Genomic DNA, 16330 nt, shown 5'->3' with positions numbered 1-16330 from the left:
CGCTGCGCCGCCGTTCGCGGCGCAGCGCATTTCGCTTGCGCGATGTGGGATTGTCGTATCCAGGCAGATTGAACGCGCTTCGTTTGCGTTTCGCGGTTGCTCATCGCAGCTAGCAGTTCGGCGCACCGTTCCACGCACGTTCTCAGTCCACTCACTACGCCGCTCCTCGTGGTATCCAATGGGCTGCCGGGTTCGTGGTCGATGTGAGCGTCAGTGAAGAGATCGCATGCCCTCACGTGCACAGGCAGTTTCTAGTTGTCCGCCTGCACGTCGATCGAATCAACGCGGTCGGGATAAAACGCCAGATGCTGCGCGATCTCCTTCACCGACGCGTACGGCGCCTCATACGTCCACACCGCATTCACCGTCCGCTCGCCGCCGATCGGTACGCTGTAGTACGCGCAGTCGCCCTTATACGGGCAGTAAGTCGAATGATCGGTGCGCTCAAGCAACGTCATGTCCGCATCGGTGCGCGGCACGTAATACACCGGCGGATACGCCGCTTCGCGCAGCACCAGCGCCTTGTGCGTATCGGCGATCACCCGTCCGGCTACGGTCACGACCACGCGCGCCCGCGCTGGCTCGACCGTGATGGGATGAGCGGGACCGGGGACCTTGATGGTTCTTTCAGTCATCTTGTCGAACTCCTGATGAGCGGGCAGTGCTGCCGCGCGTGAGGAAGGATGGCGAGCGGCATCGATGGGAACGCTCGCGCCTTCGGTCGAAGCATACGCCGCTCACGAAAACGCGTGCGGCCGACGCGCGCCTCGACGGTGGAGAAGCGCACAGGCCACGCCGGCCATGCGCAGGACGAAAAAAAGGGCAGCCGAAGCTGCCCGTCGAAGTCTCGCCGTCAGGCGGACTGTTGCTTGTCGATTGCGTGTTGCCGACCCGCGAGGGCCGGCATGGATAGCCGGGCCGAAACCAACGCGCCGCGCCCGGCTGCCAGTCCTTAATGCTTGATATTCAACGCGGCGGTCAGATCGCCCAGCGGCTTGCCGCCGTTGCTGGTCAGCGCCGCGTCGCGCGCCGCGATACCCGGCAGCGTCGGCAGCGAGTAACGATGCGTGATGAAGCGCAGGATCGACGTCGTGTCGTACTGCGTGTGATCGACATAGCCCTTCTTCGCGTACGGCGAGATGATCAGCGCCGGAATGCGCGTGCCCGGGCCCCAGCGGTCGGCCTTCGGCGGCGCGACGTGATCCCAGAAACCGCCGTTTTCGTCGTAGGTCACGACCACCAGCATGTTGTTCCACTGCGGGCTCTTCTGCAGATGCGAGATCACGTCGGCGATGTGCTGGTCGCCGCTCGCGACGTCGGTGTAGCCCGGGTGCTCGTTCAGGTTGCCCTGCGGCTTGTAGAACGATACCTGCGGCAGCGTACCGGCGTCGATTGCCTTGATGAACTCGGAGCCACCCATGCCGCCGTCGAGCAGATGCTGTGCGCGGTTTGCGGTGCCCGGTGCGAGGTCGGCGAAGTAGTTGAACGGCTGATGGTGCGGCTGGAAGTTCGGTGCCGTCAGGTTCGCGCCGTAGATCACGTTCGGTGTGCCGTCCTGCGCCGCCGCGGTTGCCGCGCCCCATGCGCCGCCGTACCAGGCCCACGACACCTTTGCGTCGTTCAGCAGATCGCCGATGTGCTTCTGCGTCTGCGGCGGCAGCGTGGTCGCCAGGCTCGGATCGGCGAGTTTCGCGTCGCCGCCGGAGGCCGCCTTGTTGCCGCTCGGCTGATACGGCGGCTGCATCGTGTTGATCGCGTAGAAGTCCGGCGTCAGGTTGCCCGACAGCACGTACTTTGGCGGACCGCTTTGCGCCGAGGCCGGCGAGTTCGACGCGACCTTGAGCGTCACGCCGTCGCTTTCCACCGCCGAGATCGAGGCGGCTGCCGGGCTCTTGTCCGCGTTCGGATAGATCGGCGTACACGCGCAGACGAGCCACTGGTGATTCAGGAACGAGCCGCCGAATGCGCCCATGAAGAAGTTGTCGGCGAGCGTGTATTGCTGCGCGATCTTCCAGAGCGGCAGCTTGTCGGCGTTGAGCGAGTAGTGGCCCATCACGAGGCCGCCCGAATCCGCCCAGGCGGCGAACTTGTCGTTCTTGCCGCCGTTGATCTGCATCTGGTTCTCGTAGAAGCGGTGATACAGGTCGCGCGTCGTCGCGGTGATCGGCGTGTTGAAACCCTTCGGGTCGTCGATCGCGAACGGGGTGTTCGGCAGGTTGGCCGTCATTGCCTGCGTGACCACCGGCGTCACGCCGGTTTGCGTGAGGCCGTTCCATACCTGCGGCAGCGTCGCGAGCGGCGTGCCGTCGCGGTCCACCTGGGTGGAGTTCGCCGCACTCACGTTCTGCAGACCGTTCGCGCCCGGGAAGTTGCCGTACAGATTGTCGAAGCTGCGGTTTTCCGCGTAGATCACCACGACCGTCTTGATCGACGTGATGTCAGGCTGCGTGATTTCGCTGCCGCCGCACGCGTACAGACTCAGTGCCGCTGCGATCGCGATGGGCGTCGCGCAGATCAGTTTCTTGTTCATTTGAATGATTTCTCTCTCTCGCGTTGGGGACGGGCCGCGCGCGTTCCTTGCACGAACGACCGCCGGGGAAAGTTTGACGAGGGAATTTGACAGAGAGATGTAATTAATTACGAAAGGCTTTTTGAGATAAATTTTCGTCGGCTTGACGTCATTTAACAGACATGAAAATGAAATATGCTCGCCGACTTCGATAGCGCACATTCAAATCGTTCATATGCGGCTTGGTCTCACGGGGATGGGGGAAATAATGATGTGGCGAGGAGAATGGCGGGGCGCCGGGCAGGCGAGAGCGGGCGTGCGGCAGGCGGTGCTCGTCGCGCTCAGCGCTATGACGGTGACCGTGATGCTGGCAGCTTGCGATGCAGGCGGTGCTAACGCGGATGCGGTCGCCGCAGCGAATGCGCAGGGCGGCGCGAAAGCCGCCGCTGGCGCAAGCGCAACTTCCGCGGCGAACCATATCAGTGCGTCCGTCTCCGCCGCGCCCGAGGCGGCCTCCGCCGTGAAGGTCGCGGGCCATGACGCCGGCCAGTCGCGCGCGCAGGTCTACGAATCCGTGCGGCAAATGACGGCGCTCGGCAAGCAGCTCTTTTTCGACGCGTCGCTCTCCGGTTCGGGCAAGCTCGCTTGTGCGTCGTGCCACAGTCCGGAGCACGGCTTTGCGCCGGCTAATGCGTTGTCGGTGCAACTGGGCGGCAGCGACATGCACCGCACCGGCATGCGCGCCGCGCCGACGCTGAAGTATCTGCAAGCCGTGCCGGCGTTCGCCGAGCACTACCACGAGTCCGACGACGAAGGCGACGAAAGCGTGGATGCCGGACCCACCGGCGGCCTCACATGGGACGGGCGGGTCGACCGCGGTGGCGAACAGGCGCGCATTCCGCTGCTGTCGTCGTTCGAGATGGGCAGCACGCCGGCCAAGGTCACGGCGGCGGTCAAAGCCGCGTCATACGCCGACGCGTTCCGCGCGGCCTTCGGCGAGCATATTTTCGACAACGACGACGCTACCTTCAAGGCCGTGCTGCAGGCGCTAGAAACGTTCGAGCAAACGCCCGAGGTCTTCTATCCGTACACCAGCAAGTACGACGCGTATCTCGCGGGCAAGGCGCAGCTGACGCCAGCCGAACTGCACGGCCTGCAACTCTTCAACGACGAACAGAAAGGCAATTGCGCAAGCTGCCACATCAGCCAGCGCACCCGGGACGGCGCGCCGCCGCAGTTCAGCGACTTCGGTCTGATCGCGATCGGCGTGCCGCGCAACCGCGCGCTGCCAGTGAACCGCGATCCGCGCTTCTACGACCTTGGCGCGTGCGGCCCGGAGCGTACCGACCTGAAGGGACGCGACGAATTCTGCGGCCTTTTCCGCACGCCGACGCTACGCAACGTCGCGTTGAAGAAGAGCTTCTTCCACAACGGCATCTATCATTCGCTCGAGCAGGCGGTGCGCTTTTACGCCGAACGCGACACGAACCCGGCAAGGTTCTATCCGGTCTCGAAGGGCAAGGTGCAGAAGTTCGACGATCTGCCGCAGCGCTACTGGAGCAACCTGAATACCGACGCGCCGTTCGACCGCAAACCGGGCGACAAACCGGTATTCGACGAAGCCGAAATCAAGGACGTGGTGGCGTTTCTGAAGACGCTGACCGACGGGTACCAGGCACCCGGCGCACTGGTCCATGTGGCGACCACGGGCGCTGCCGCAAACTGACGGTGGGAGCGGGCCGGCCTGGGCTTTTCCGTGGCCTGTTTCCGGTTGACGACCCGGCTGCGCTCAGTCGAGCGAGCCGGCGAGGATGTAATGGCACGCGCCAATCAGCAGCGCGAAAGCCACCCGCACCCAAGCGACGCGGACGCGCATGGGCAAAGCGGGCCGGCACATCCGTACGATACGTTGCCTCAATCCGGGATCGTGGCCGATCGCCGGCCCGAGCGCGACGCACGGCAGCGCGAGCGTGCCGGCGAAATTTCCAGGGCAAGAAAGAAGTTCATGACGAGCTGTCGGCAGCTGACGATTGCGGGAAGGGAAACGCTAATCTTATGAAGGCGTTTCATAAGATGCTCTTGCACGCATCCTAAAATTGACAGCGTCCACGTCGCCGGCCGTTTCGAGGGGGCATGCTATGCTTTTGAGGTCCAGATCAAGAGCCGCGGCCCGCGCGCTCGAGACCGCCCCGGAACACTTTCGAGGAGAATCTTTCATGTCGATGCGAACCCGTGTGCTGCTTCACCTGACCGGCGCGAGCCTGCTGCTCGGCAGTGCAATCGGCGCGCAGGCGGCGAATCTCGGCTTTCTGAACGACACGCCGATGTCCTACATGAAGCAGCGCGACGTGGCGTCGGTGAAGAAGGCCGTCATCGCCGCGCTCAACGACACGAAGGACGGCGAAAGCGCCCACTGGGTCAACGAAGGCACCGGCAACAGCGTGAAGATCGACGCAACGATCGCCGCCGTGGACACCACCCACAATGACGGGCGTACCTGCCGCAATCTCGCCGTCGAACTGAACGCGAAGGGCCAATCGATGCATCTGCGCCCGCAGTTCTGCAAGCAAGGCGGCGCCTGGCAATTGCAGAAGAAAAACTGACGATGCAGGCCGTGATCACGGCGCGCGCCGGCCTGCTGCCGGCGCCGCTCGAAGCCGCTCGCTGCGGCGGCGCGCAGCGTCGATGAGCCCGCGGATCGTTTCCTGCGGGATCGTTCTGCTCGATCCGGATGGCCGGCTGCTGCTTGCACACGCCACCGAAACGTCGCACTGGGACATTCCGAAAGGGCACGGCGAAGAGGCTGAAGCGCCGCATGTCACGGCGTTGCGCGAGATGGTCGAGGAGACCGGCATCGCGATCGCGCCCGGGCGTCTGAAGGATCTGGGACTGTACATCTACCGGCGCGACAAGGATCTGCATCTGTTCGCCGCGCGCGCCAGCGCCGACGAACTCGATCTGAGCGCATGCACCTGCACCTCGCTGTTCCCGCGGCGCTCCGATGGCACGCTGATTCCCGAGATGGACGCGTACCGCTGGGCCGCGATCGATGAAATCCCGAAGTACGCGAGCCGCAGTCTCACGCGGCTCTTTCAGACGACGCTCTCGCTGGCGGAGTTGCATCGGTCGTTATAGAGGCATAGACGGCGGCCATTTACCGCTCGCCCTCCAACGCGCTGGCGCCGATGCGCCACGCTCAATCGAGCGCGCGGTCGTTCGGATGCGCGAACAGCGCGCGGTTCGCCTCCGACAGCGGAAAATTCAGATTGATGCCATGCGGTGGAATCGGCTGGGTGAACCACTGCCTGTACAGACGTTCCGCGTCGCCGGACGTCTGCGAGCGCGAAATCACCCGGTTCACGAGCGTGCGGAAAGGTTCGTCGCCCTTGCGGAACATGCACGCGTAGACTTCGTAGCCGAGCGGCGTGCCGGTCACGATGAAGTCGTCGGGGCGTGGATCGGTCGACTTGAAGCCGTACACGATCGGCTCGTCCATCACGAAGGCCACGGCCCGGTCCTCTTTGACCGCGGTAAAGGCTTCTGGATGATCGCGCGCGCTGGTGATGCGCATGTTCAGATGCTTGTCGGTATTCAGGCGGCGCAACAGGCGTTCGTCGGACGTGCCCGCGGTCGTCACGACCGTCTTGCCGGCCAGATCCGGAAAATCCGTAATGCCGCTGTTCTTGCGCGTGATCATGCGCACCGCGTACTGGAAGAAGCTGTTCGAGAACGCGGCCACGTTTTCGCGCTCCAGCGTGTGCGTGGTCGAACCGCATTCCAGATCGATCTGGTTGTTCAGCAGCATCGGCGTGCGGTTGGACGAGGTCACGGTGAGCTCGTGAACCTTCAGCTGCGGCATGCGGAGCGTTTTCCTGATTTCATCGACGATCTGCAGCGCGATGGATTGCGAATAGCCGACCGTCTGTTTGCCGTCGAAATACGAGAACGGGATCGACGCTTCACGCACGCCGAGCACAATTACGCCGTCATCGTGGATTTTTTTCAGCGTGCCGGTGAGTTCGTCCGCGTGAGCGCGGTCGGCGAGCGAGGCCGCGCCGAGTGCGACCAGCGCCACGAACGCGCAACGCGTGCGGTACGCCAAACGTGCCAGGAAGGCGGTGCGCGCGGCACGAACGGCGCGTGTGCGATGTGCGTGGCATGCGTCGTGAGCCGCGCCCGGCGTCGTCATCGTCCCGGTGTCTGCTCCGGCACTCGCCCCGCGGCGGCGGGCTGCAACTTTCATCGGGCCTCCCGGACCGGCGCGCTCACCAGGCCGCGCTGTGACTATCGATAGACCATCATGCGACAAAACGGCGTGCAACCCGTGAAGCGGGATGCACGCCGTCTGCAACTTCAGACGCGCGGAGCACGGCGGGCACTCCGGCTTACGCCGGCTTGCCCCAGCTATCGCGCAGGCTGACGATGCGATTGAACACGGGTTTGCCCGGCTTCGAATCGACGCGGTCGGCGACGAAATAGCCGTGGCGCTCGAACTGATAGCGCTGCTCCGGCAGCGCGTCGCGCGCGCCTGGCTCAAGGTAGGCGTTGACCACGCGCTTCGAATCCGGATTCAGCGCTTCGAGGAAGTCGCGGCCGCCGGCATCCGGTTGCGGCTCCTTGAACAGCCGGTCATAGATGCGCACTTCGGCCGGGCACGCGGCGTCCGCGCTGACCCAGTGGATGTTGCCCTTGACCTTGTAGGTGTTCGCGCCTTCGGTGCCCGACTTGCTGTCCGGGAAGTAGTTGCAATGCACCGCGACGACGTTGCCGTTCTCGTCCTTGTCCGCGCCCGTGCATTCGATCACGTAGCCGTAGCGCAGCCGCACCTTGTTGCCCGGGAACAGGCGGAAGTAGCCCTTCGGCGGCGCTTCGTTGTAATCCTCGCGCTCGATCCACAGTTCGCGCGAAATCGGAAACTCGCGCACGCCCTGTTCCGGATGATGCGGGTGGACCGGCGCGCTGCACGGCTCGGTGACGCCTTCGGGAAAGTTGTCGATGATCAGCTTGAGCGGATCGAGCACCGCGGCGATACGCGGCGCCTTCTCGTCGAGATCGTCGCGCAGTGCGCCTTCGAACACGCTCATGTCGATCCACGAATCGACCTTGGTGATGCCGATGCGCTCGCAGAACAGCTGGATCGATTCAGGCGTGAAGCCGCGCCGGCGCACACCGACGATGGTCGGCAAGCGTGGGTCGTCCCAGCCGTCCACGTGGCCTTCGGTCACGAGTTGCAGCAGCTTGCGCTTGCTGGTGATCGCGTAGGTCAGGTTCAGGCGCGAGAACTCGATTTGTTGCGGCAGCGGGCGCGTGAAGGTGCCCGCGTCGGCGAGCTCGTTCAGAATCCAGTCGTAGAGCGGCCGATGGTCTTCGAACTCGAGCGTGCACAGCGAATGCGTGATGTTTTCCAGCGCGTCCGAGATGCAGTGCGTGTAGTCGTACATCGGGTACACGCACCATTGATCGCCGGTACGGTAGTGATGCGCGAAGCGGATGCGGTAGATCACCGGGTCGCGCATGTTGAAGTTCGGCGACGACATGTCGATCTTCGCGCGCAGCACGTGCTCGCCTTCCTTGAACTCGCCGGCCTTCATGCGGCGAAACAGGGCGAGATTCTCCTGCACCGAGCGCTCGCGAAAGCGCGACGGCGTGCCGACTTCCGTGGCCGAGCCGCGGTTCGCGCGCATTTCGTCGGCCGACTGGCTGTCCACGTACGCCTTGCCGCGCTCGATCAGCAGCTCGGCGAATTCGTACAGTTTGTCGTAGTAGTCGCTCGCGTAGTAGAGCTGCTCCTTGCCGTCTTTTTCCCACTCGAAGCCGAGCCAGCGCACCGAATCGATGATCGAGTCGACGTATTCGACGCTTTCCTTTTCCGGATTGGTGTCGTCAAAGCGCAGATGGCATACGCCGCCGTAGCTGCGCGCGACGCCGAAGTTCAGGCAGATGCTCTTTGCGTGACCGATGTGCAGATAGCCGTTCGGTTCGGGCGGAAAGCGTGTTTCGACGCGCTGGCCCCACTTGCCGGTACGGTTGTCGTCGTCAATGATGTTGCGGATGAAATTAGATGCCGCTGGCGCGTCGTTGCGTTCGGTATTCATGCGAGAAGGTGAAAGTCTGTCGGGGACGCGCGGTGCGCCCACTTATCCGACAATTCTACCTGAGCAGTCCGGCGGCGGCAGGCGAATACGGCGCGCAGCCAACGTTTAAGCGCTTCCGGCGTGGATTTGGGGCGCCGGGACGCTGTAACAGGAGGTAAAACGCTTTGGTCGCGTGCCCGCGAGCGACTTAGGATGCCAGCGGCGCGGGTTCGTCCGCAGCGCGCGGCGGAGGGTGTTGCAGGCTTCCTTGCCTTTGGGTTTTATTGGGGCTTTCGAAGCCATGGAGGCGTGATGAGACCTGCCGGCGAGCTGTTGGCCGTATTCCCATCGCATCCGTGTCGCGTTCACGTTGAACGCATGTCGAGTTCGGCGAACGCAAGGTCTGGATTTGTTTTGATTCATCTCGATGTGCATCGGAGCGCATCGGGTCGCGTATTGGCCGGATACATGTCGCCTGCGTGCCGCCCATGATTGCGTGAGCGCGCCGGCGGTCGGCCAGCCGCCTCACGCGGCGCGAAGCCCGTTCTCCGCGGCCCGCCTTACCCGCCGACCCAATTCCCTAGGCCGTGCGGCCCGCGCGTCGGCGCGCAGTGCCTGCACCTGCCGCAGCCGTCCGCACGGGCCGCACCGCCCGTTGTCGCCTTGCATGAATGGCCGCCGTTCGTGCACCATGGCGCCCTTAGTTGCCGGAGTTCTCGGATGTCTGTCCCGACGCACGGCGCGCTTCGCGCGCCTTTCGCTTCTGCTTGCCGCTTCTCTTTTTTCCGCTCCCGGATCGTAATGGCTTCGGCCCTGTTGGCCGTGTTATCCGGCGGCGCGTTTTCGCCGGCCCCCGCGCTGGCGAAAACGCCGCCGCCCAAAGCGGTGCTCGATGCGTCGGCGGTGGCCGTACCGGATCGCTATAGCGCCGACGCGGCGCAGCAGATCTTCGCCGCGGGCGGCAACGCGGTGGATGCCGCCGTGGCGATCGCCTTCACGCTGGCCGTGACCCGGCCGGACGCGGGCAACATCGGCGGGGGTGGGTTCATGACGGTGTTCATGGATGGCAAGCCGTATTTCCTCGATTACCGTGAGCGCGCGCCGCAACAGGCGACCCGCGGCATGTACGTCGACGACAAAGGCAACCTGGTGCCCGGCATGAGCGCGGTCGGTCATCGCGCGGTGGGCGTGCCGGGAACCGTCGACGGCATGTGGGAGGCGCAGCGGCGTTTCGGCAAGCTGAAGTGGAAGCAGGTGCTCGCACCCGCGATCCGCTACGCGACCGACGGTTTCACGGTCGATCCGTCGCTGCAGCAGCGTCGCGATGCGGCAGCGAAAAATTTCGCCGGCAAGACCAATTTCGATGCCTATTTCTCCAGCCTGAAGGCGGGCGCGACGTTCCGCCAGCCCGAACTCGCGCAGACCTTGTCGCGGATCGCCGGGGACGGCGGCCGTGAATTCTACGAAGGCCGCACCGCGGACCTGATCGCCCAGCAGATGTACGGCCACGGCCTGATCACGAAGCAGGACCTCGTTCAGTACAAGGCGGTGTGGCGCCAGCCGCTGTCGGCCGACTGGAACGGCTACCGCGTGATCACCGCGCCGCCGCCGAGCTCGGGCGGCATCGGGCTGATCCAGATGCTAAAGATGAGAGCGGATCTGAAGCAGGCGTTCGACGGTCTCGAGCTGAACAGCGCGCCGTACATTCATCTGATCGCGCAGATCGAGGACCGCGTATTCGCCGACCGGCAGCAATACCTCGCCGATCCGGACTCGTACAAGGTGCCCACCGACAAGCTGATCGACGACGCCTACCTTGCGCAGCGCGCCGACGAAGTCAAGCCCGACGAAATGCCGGGCGCGGCGCCGGTGAAGCCCGGCCTCGGCGACACGATGCCGGAGAAGGCGCAAACCACGCATTTCTCGGTGGTCGACAAGTGGGGCAACGCGGTATCGAACACCTATACGCTGAACGGCGATTTCGGTGCGGGCGTGGTGGTGGACGGCGGCGGCTTCCTGCTCAACGATGCGATGGATGACTTCGTGACCAGGCCTGGCAGCGGGAGCGCGGCCGACACGAGCGGCGTCGAGCTCAACACGATAGCGCCTGGACGCCGGCCGCTTTCTTCGATGACGCCGACGCTCTTGTTAAAGGACGACAGGGTGGCGCTGGTGATCGGCACGCCTGGCGGCTCGCGGATTCTGACGTCGATTTTCCAGGTGATGACCAACCTGTACGACTTCAACATGACGCCGACCGACGCGCTGGCCGCGATGCGCTTTCATCATCAGTTGCTGCCGCAGAAGACGATCTACTTCGAGCCGTTCCATCCGGTGAGCGGCGAGTTGGCCGAGCAATTGAAGGCGATGGGCTACACGCTGGAGGAACAGTCGTTCAATGGCGATGTGCAGATGATTCGCGTCGAGGGCACGACGCCTGAGCCGGCGGCCGATCCGCGAGGCGTGGGGGTAGGGCGGGTGATGCGGTGATGTGGGGCCGGCGCGAGCGCGGGAAGTTTGCTGGGGAGCGGGATATGGCGGTGGGTTCCTAGAGGCGGGGTTCTCGAAACAAGCGGCTGCGCGTAGCTGGGGCTGTAGGAGGCGGGTCCGCAATGCAGCGGATGCTAGGGTAGTTGTTATAAGCAGGGGCATAAGCAGGCGCGGCACGAGGCAAACGGCAAACGGCAAACGGCAAACGGCAAACGGCAAACGGCAAACGGCAAACGGCAAACGGCAAACGGCAAACGGCAAACGGCAAACGGCAAAAAACAACTACAGACGGGGAACGCAATGAGCGAACAGAAACTGAACATACTCGTGCTGCCGGGTTACCAGAACTCTGGCGTCGGCCACTGGCAAACCCTCTGGGAGGCACTCGACCCCGCGTTCGCGCGTGTGCAGATGCCGGATTGGGACCATCCCGTGCGCGACGCGTGGTGCCGCACGCTCGACGCCGCAGTGGCCACTGCCGATGCGCCGGTGGCGTTCGCCGCCCATAGCCTCGGCTGCCTGACCGCAGCCTTCTGGGCGTCGCACTACGCGAGCGCGGCGCAGCTTGCGAAGGTGGCGGGCGCATTGCTGGTCGCGGTGCCCGATCCCTCTGAACCTCACTTTCCACGGGACGCCAGCGGCTTCGCGCCGATGCCGCTCACGCGCTTGCCATTCGCGACCATTGTCGTGGCGAGCAGCGACGATCCCTATGGCGGCGTGCCGTTTTCGCAGACGTGTGCGAACGCGTGGGGCAGCCGCTGGATCGATATCGGCGCGCGCGGCCACATCAACGCGGATAGCGGACTCGGCGATTGGGACGAGGGGCGGCGCTGGCTGGCCTCGGTGGTCGCGCGGGGTTGAGCCGGGTGTTGGCGCGACGGCGTGCGCCGCCATGCGCCGACAGCGGGGCCGGCGCGAGGGCGTGATCGCTGTAAGGTGCAGGATGCCGCGCTCGCTTCGCGATCGAGCCATCAAACCGCCACCCCTCACCGCTCCTACCTCTGCCACCACGGCACGCCGCTCAACTCAGATCACGGACTTCGCCCGCAGCTGCGCAACCTTCGCGTCGTCATAGCCGAGCACGTCGCGCAGAATGTCCGCGGTGTGCTCGCCGAGCATAGGCGGGTGCGCCAGCGCTTCGGGCGGTGTGCCGCTCATGTTGATCGGATTGCGCACCAGCTTGACCGTGCCGCCCGAGGGATGCGGCAGATCAACTCGCATCCCGCGCGCCACCACCTGCTCGTTCTCGAACACCTCGCCGAGATCGTTGATCGGCCCACACGGCACACCGGCTGCCTCGAGCGCGGCGATCCATTGCTGCTTGCCCTGGAGTCGAACCATGTCGGCGAGGATCGGCACGAGGATGTCGCGATGACGCACGCGCGCCGGATTGGTCGCGAAACGCTCGTCGTCGGCGAGTTCGGGGCGGCCGCCCGCTTCGACGAACTTGCGAAATTGCCCATCGTTGCCGACCGCGACGATGATCCAGCCGTCGCTCGTCTGGAAGGTCTGGTAGGGCACGATGTTCGGATGCGCGTTGCCCCAGCGCACTGGCGGCTGGCCGCTCGCCAGGTAGTTCGAATTCATGTTGGCGAGCATCGCGACCTGCACGTCGAGCAGCGCCATGTCGATGTACTGCCCTTCGCCGGTGCGGTCGCGGTGCGTGAGCGCGGTGAGCACGGCGATGGTCGAATACATGCCGGTCATCAGGTCGGCAATCGCGACGCCGGCCTTTTGCGGGCCGCCGCCAGGCTGGCCGTCGCGCTCGCCCGTAATGCTCATGAAGCCGCCGATTCCCTGCACGATGAAGTCGTAGCCGGCGCGCTGTGCATATGGGCCTGTCTGTCCGAAGCCTGTCACCGAGCAGTAGATCAGGTCGGGCTTCACTTCCTTGAGCGACGCGTAGTCGAGCCCGTACTTCTTCAACTGGCCAACCTTGTAGTTCTCGAGAACTACGTCGCTTTGCGCAGCCAGTTCGCGGATGATCCGCTGGCCTTCGGGCGATGCGATATCGACCGTAACCGAGCGCTTGTTGCGATTCGCCGCGAGGTAGTACGCGGCCTCGCGCGTATCCGCGCCTTCCGGTGTCTTGAGATACGGAGGCCCCCAGTGGCGAGTGTCGTCGCCGACTTCGGGACGTTCGATCTTGATGACGTCGGCGCCGAAATCGGCGAGCGTCTGCGCGCACCAGGGCCCGGCGAGCACGCGAGTGAGGTCCAGCACGCGGATATGACTGAGAGCGCCCATCTTGTCGAATGTCTCCTAGGTGGCCCAAGCGGCGCGCAAGGCGCCGCGGATGGGGGCAATCTTAAGCGATTCCCGCATGCCGGCGCAGTCGGCCGAACGTCATAGGACGAATCGCACGTAGCTCGCACGTAGCCCGCACTTGGCCCGGCGCGTATCCCGCGCATCTCCCCGATATCACGGCTACCCAGCCAAACCTGGCCAAACGGCCAACCGTGCCGGGCGGCCTGCCGCGCAGCCGCGCCGATCCCGTATAATCAGTCGTTTAAGAAACAAACAGTTGGCGCATCCCATGATGCCGCCCGGTAACAGCCAGGACCGTCCCCCGCACGCTATGAAAGCCGCCGAAATCCGCGAGAAATTCCTCAAGTTCTTCGAATCGAAGGGCCATACGATCGTTCGCTCGTCGAGCCTTGTGCCCGGCAACGACCCGACACTGCTCTTCACCAATTCGGGAATGGTGCAGTTCAAAGATGTGTTCCTCGGCGCGGAATCGCGTCCGTATTCGCGTGCCACCACCGCGCAGCGCAGCGTGCGCGCGGGCGGCAAGCACAACGATCTGGAAAACGTCGGCTACACCGCGCGTCACCATACGTTCTTCGAAATGCTCGGCAACTTCTCGTTCGGCGACTACTTCAAGCGCGACGCGATCCACTACGCGTGGGAATTGCTGACGGGCGTCTACCAGTTGCCGAAGGAAAAGCTCTGGGTCACCGTCTATCACGAAGACGACGAAGCGCACGACATCTGGGCGAAGGAAGTGGGCGTGCCGGTCGAGCGCATCATCCGCATCGGCGACAACAAGGGCGCGCGCTACGCGTCAGACAACTTCTGGCAGATGGCCGACACCGGCCCGTGCGGTCCGTGCTCGGAAATTTTCTACGACCATGGCCCGGACGTCTGGGGCGGCCCCCCGGGTTCGCCTGAAGAAGACGGCGACCGCTACATCGAGATCTGGAATCTCGTGTTCATGCAGTTCAACCGCGACGCACAGGGCAACATGACGCCGCTGCCCAAGCAGTGCGTCGACACTGGCATGGGTCTGGAGCGGATCGCCGCGGTGCTGCAGCACGTGCACAGCAACTATGAGATCGATCTGTTCCAGGCGCTCATCAAGGCGGCGGGGCGCGAAACCGGCGTGAGCGACCTGAGCAACAACTCGCTGAAGGTGATCGCCGATCACATCCGCGCGTGCTCGTTCCTGATCGTCGACGGCGTGATCCCAGGCAATGAAGGCCGTGGCTACGTGCTGCGCCGGATCGTGCGCCGCGCGATCCGCCACGGCTACAAGCTGGGCAAGAAGGGTTCGTTCTTCCATCGCATGGTCGCGGACCTCGTCGCGCAGATGGGCGGCGCCTATCCGGAACTGAAAGAAGCCGAGCAGCGCGTTACCGATGTCCTGCGTCAGGAAGAAGAACGCTTCTTCGAAACCATCGAGCACGGCATGTCGATTCTCGACGCCGCGCTGGCCGACCTCGAAGCGAAGGGCGGCAAGACGCTCGACGGCGAACTCGCGTTCAAACTGCATGACACCTACGGTTTCCCGCTGGATCTGACCGCGGACGTATGCCGCGAGCGCGCAGTGACGGTCGACGAACCGGCCTTCGACGAAGCGATGGCGCGCCAGCGCGAACAGGCGCGCGCGGCGGGCAAGTTCAAGATGGCGCAAGGCCTCGAATATTCGGGCGCGAAGACCACGTTCCACGGCTACGAAGAAATCGTCTTCGACGACGCCAAAGTGATCGCGCTGTACGTGGACGGCGCATCGGTGCAGCAAGTGGCGCACGGCCAGCAGGCTGTCGTCGTGCTCGATCACACGCCGTTCTACGCGGAGTCGGGCGGTCAGGTCGGCGACCAGGGCTTGCTCGCGAACGCCAGCGTGCGCTTTGCCGTCGCGGACACATTGAAGGTGCAGGCTGACGTGGTCGGCCATCACGGCATGCTCGAACAGGGCACGCTGAAAGTGGGCGACGTCGTGAAGGCGGAAATCGACGCGGTGCGCCGCGCCCGCACGGAGCGCAATCACTCGGCCACGCATCTGATGCACAAGGCGCTGCGCGAAGTGCTCGGTTCGCACGTGCAGCAGAAGGGCTCGCTCGTCGACGCCGACAAGACCCGTTTCGACTTCGCGCACAACGCGCCGATGACGGACGAGCAGATTCGCCGCGTCGAAGAGATCGTCAACGCCGAAGTGCTCGCGAACGCGCCGGGCATCGTGCGTCTGATGCCTTACGACGAAGCGGTGAAGGGCGGCGCGATGGCGCTGTTCGGCGAAAAGTACGGCGACGAAGTGCGCGTGCTCGACCTCGGTTTCTCGCGTGAGTTGTGCGGCGGCACGCACGTGCATCGCACCGGCGACATCGGGCTCTTCAAGATCGTGATGGAAGGCGGCGTGGCGGCGGGTATTCGTCGCGTGGAAGCGATTACGGGCGACAACGCGGTGCGCTACGTGCAGGATCTCGACGCGCGCATCAATGCGGCCGCGGCGGTGTTGAAGGCGCAGCCGTCCGAACTGACTCAGCGGATCAGCCAGGTGCAGGATCAGGTGAGGTCGCTGGAGAAGGAACTGAGCGCGTTGAAGTCGAAGCTCGCGTCGAGCCAGGGCGATGAACTGGCCGGTCAGGCGATCGAAGTCGCCGGCGTGCACGTGCTGGCGGCCACGCTCGACGGAGCAGACGTCAAGACGCTGCGCGAGACGGTCGACAAGCTCAAGGACAAGCTCAAGAGCGCGGCGATCGTGCTGGCTGCGGTCGAAGGCGGCAAGGTAAGCCTGATCGCCGGTGTAACCGCCGATGCAAGCAAGAAGGTGAAGGCGGGTGAGCTGGTCAACTTCGTCGCGCAGCAAGTTGGCGGCAAGGGCGGCGGCCGGCCGGACATGGCGCAGGCTGGCGGTACCGAGCCGGCGAATCTGCCTGCTGCGCTGGCTGGCGTGAAGGCCTGGGTCGAAGGCCAGCTCTGATTCGAGTCTGATTGAACCGTGCGGGCCACGCGGGGCGCCAGAAATTGGGCGTGC

Annotated in this window: 11 protein-coding genes; 6 read left to right on the top strand and 5 right to left on the bottom strand. The window is 64.5% G+C overall.

All coding sequences use genetic code 11. The features are described from left to right. Nucleotides 1–251: 251 nt before the first annotated feature. Together HV770_RS20600 and HV770_RS20595 are read right to left on the bottom strand one after the other, a co-directional pair. A complete protein-coding gene (locus tag HV770_RS20600; RefSeq protein WP_175162519.1) occupies nucleotides 252–635 on the bottom strand; it encodes a DUF427 domain-containing protein in 384 nt (127 codons plus the stop codon). A gap of 317 nt (nucleotides 636–952) precedes the next feature. Next, nucleotides 953–2530, bottom strand: a complete 1578-nt coding sequence (locus HV770_RS20595; protein ID WP_175162518.1) for an acid phosphatase — start codon at nucleotides 2528–2530, stop codon at nucleotides 953–955. Between the two features lie 214 nt (nucleotides 2531–2744). On the opposite strand from HV770_RS20595, the gene HV770_RS20590 reads away from it, so the two are divergent. The 3 genes from HV770_RS20590 to HV770_RS20580 all read left to right on the top strand — a co-directional run bounded on the left by HV770_RS20590 (nucleotide 2745) and on the right by HV770_RS20580 (nucleotide 5644). Then, nucleotides 2745–4235 (top strand): cytochrome-c peroxidase, encoded by a 1491-nt coding sequence (locus tag HV770_RS20590; protein WP_425497459.1) that lies wholly within the window; start codon nucleotides 2745–2747, stop codon nucleotides 4233–4235. Nucleotides 4236–4725: 490 nt separating this feature from the next. After that, nucleotides 4726–5112 carry an RT0821/Lpp0805 family surface protein gene (locus tag HV770_RS20585; protein ID WP_175162515.1) on the top strand — a complete coding sequence of 129 codons (387 nt, stop codon included), beginning with the start codon at nucleotides 4726–4728 and terminating at the stop codon, nucleotides 5110–5112. Between the two features lie 82 nt (nucleotides 5113–5194). Then, nucleotides 5195–5644, top strand: a complete 450-nt coding sequence (locus HV770_RS20580) for an NUDIX hydrolase (RefSeq protein WP_175162514.1) — start codon at nucleotides 5195–5197, stop codon at nucleotides 5642–5644. Between the two features lie 61 nt (nucleotides 5645–5705). Here HV770_RS20580 and HV770_RS20575 read toward each other — a convergent pair whose 3' ends face one another. Continuing rightward, nucleotides 5706–6752 carry a transporter substrate-binding domain-containing protein gene (locus tag HV770_RS20575; protein WP_246291053.1) on the bottom strand — a complete coding sequence of 349 codons (1047 nt, stop codon included), beginning with the start codon at nucleotides 6750–6752 and terminating at the stop codon, nucleotides 5706–5708. Between the two features lie 142 nt (nucleotides 6753–6894). Continuing rightward, complete coding sequence (locus tag HV770_RS20570; protein WP_175162513.1) at nucleotides 6895–8604, bottom strand: glutamine--tRNA ligase/YqeY domain fusion protein; 1710 nt, start codon at nucleotides 8602–8604, stop codon at nucleotides 6895–6897. A gap of 699 nt (nucleotides 8605–9303) precedes the next feature. Here HV770_RS20570 and ggt point away from each other — a divergent pair. Beyond that, on the top strand, nucleotides 9304–11073 hold the full coding sequence (gene ggt, locus HV770_RS20565; protein ID WP_175162512.1) for a gamma-glutamyltransferase: 1770 nt from the start codon (nucleotides 9304–9306) through the stop codon (nucleotides 11071–11073). A gap of 300 nt (nucleotides 11074–11373) precedes the next feature. After that, nucleotides 11374–11934: an RBBP9/YdeN family alpha/beta hydrolase gene (locus HV770_RS20560; RefSeq protein ID WP_175162511.1), complete on the top strand. Its 561-nt coding sequence runs from the start codon at nucleotides 11374–11376 to the stop codon at nucleotides 11932–11934. Nucleotides 11935–12099: 165 nt separating this feature from the next. Here the strand turns inward: HV770_RS20560 and HV770_RS20555 are convergent, their stop codons facing one another. Further along, entirely contained in the window at nucleotides 12100–13320 is a 1221-nt protein-coding gene (locus HV770_RS20555) for a CaiB/BaiF CoA transferase family protein (RefSeq protein WP_175162510.1), read from the bottom strand. Between the two features lie 331 nt (nucleotides 13321–13651). On the opposite strand from HV770_RS20555, the gene alaS reads away from it, so the two are divergent. Next, on the top strand, nucleotides 13652–16276 hold the full coding sequence (alaS, locus tag HV770_RS20550) for an alanine--tRNA ligase (RefSeq protein WP_175162715.1): 2625 nt from the start codon (nucleotides 13652–13654) through the stop codon (nucleotides 16274–16276). The last annotated feature ends 54 nt before the right edge of the window (nucleotides 16277–16330 follow it).

It is taken from the genome of Paraburkholderia fynbosensis, assembly GCF_902859935.1.
GTDB classification, from domain to species: Bacteria; Pseudomonadota; Gammaproteobacteria; order Burkholderiales; family Burkholderiaceae; genus Paraburkholderia; species Paraburkholderia fynbosensis.
The sequence above is the reverse complement of the archived record's forward strand: the minus strand, read 5'-3'. Positions and strand labels throughout refer to the sequence as shown.

Coding starts and splice junctions, on each gene's coding strand:
- HV770_RS20600 (WP_175162519.1), bottom strand. CDS start 635: ATGACTGAAAGAACCATCAAGGTCCCCGGTCCCGCTCATCCCATCACG.
- HV770_RS20595 (WP_175162518.1), bottom strand. CDS start 2,530: ATGAACAAGAAACTGATCTGCGCGACGCCCATCGCGATCGCAGCGGCA.
- HV770_RS20590 (WP_425497459.1), top strand. CDS start 2,745: ATGCGGCTTGGTCTCACGGGGATGGGGGAAATAATGATGTGGCGAGGA.
- HV770_RS20585 (WP_175162515.1), top strand. CDS start 4,726: ATGTCGATGCGAACCCGTGTGCTGCTTCACCTGACCGGCGCGAGCCTG.
- HV770_RS20580 (WP_175162514.1), top strand. CDS start 5,195: ATGAGCCCGCGGATCGTTTCCTGCGGGATCGTTCTGCTCGATCCGGAT.
- HV770_RS20575 (WP_246291053.1), bottom strand. CDS start 6,752: ATGAAAGTTGCAGCCCGCCGCCGCGGGGCGAGTGCCGGAGCAGACACC.
- HV770_RS20570 (WP_175162513.1), bottom strand. CDS start 8,604: ATGAATACCGAACGCAACGACGCGCCAGCGGCATCTAATTTCATCCGC.
- ggt (WP_175162512.1), top strand. CDS start 9,304: ATGTCTGTCCCGACGCACGGCGCGCTTCGCGCGCCTTTCGCTTCTGCT.
- HV770_RS20560 (WP_175162511.1), top strand. CDS start 11,374: ATGAGCGAACAGAAACTGAACATACTCGTGCTGCCGGGTTACCAGAAC.
- HV770_RS20555 (WP_175162510.1), bottom strand. CDS start 13,320: ATGGGCGCTCTCAGTCATATCCGCGTGCTGGACCTCACTCGCGTGCTC.
- alaS (WP_175162715.1), top strand. CDS start 13,652: ATGAAAGCCGCCGAAATCCGCGAGAAATTCCTCAAGTTCTTCGAATCG.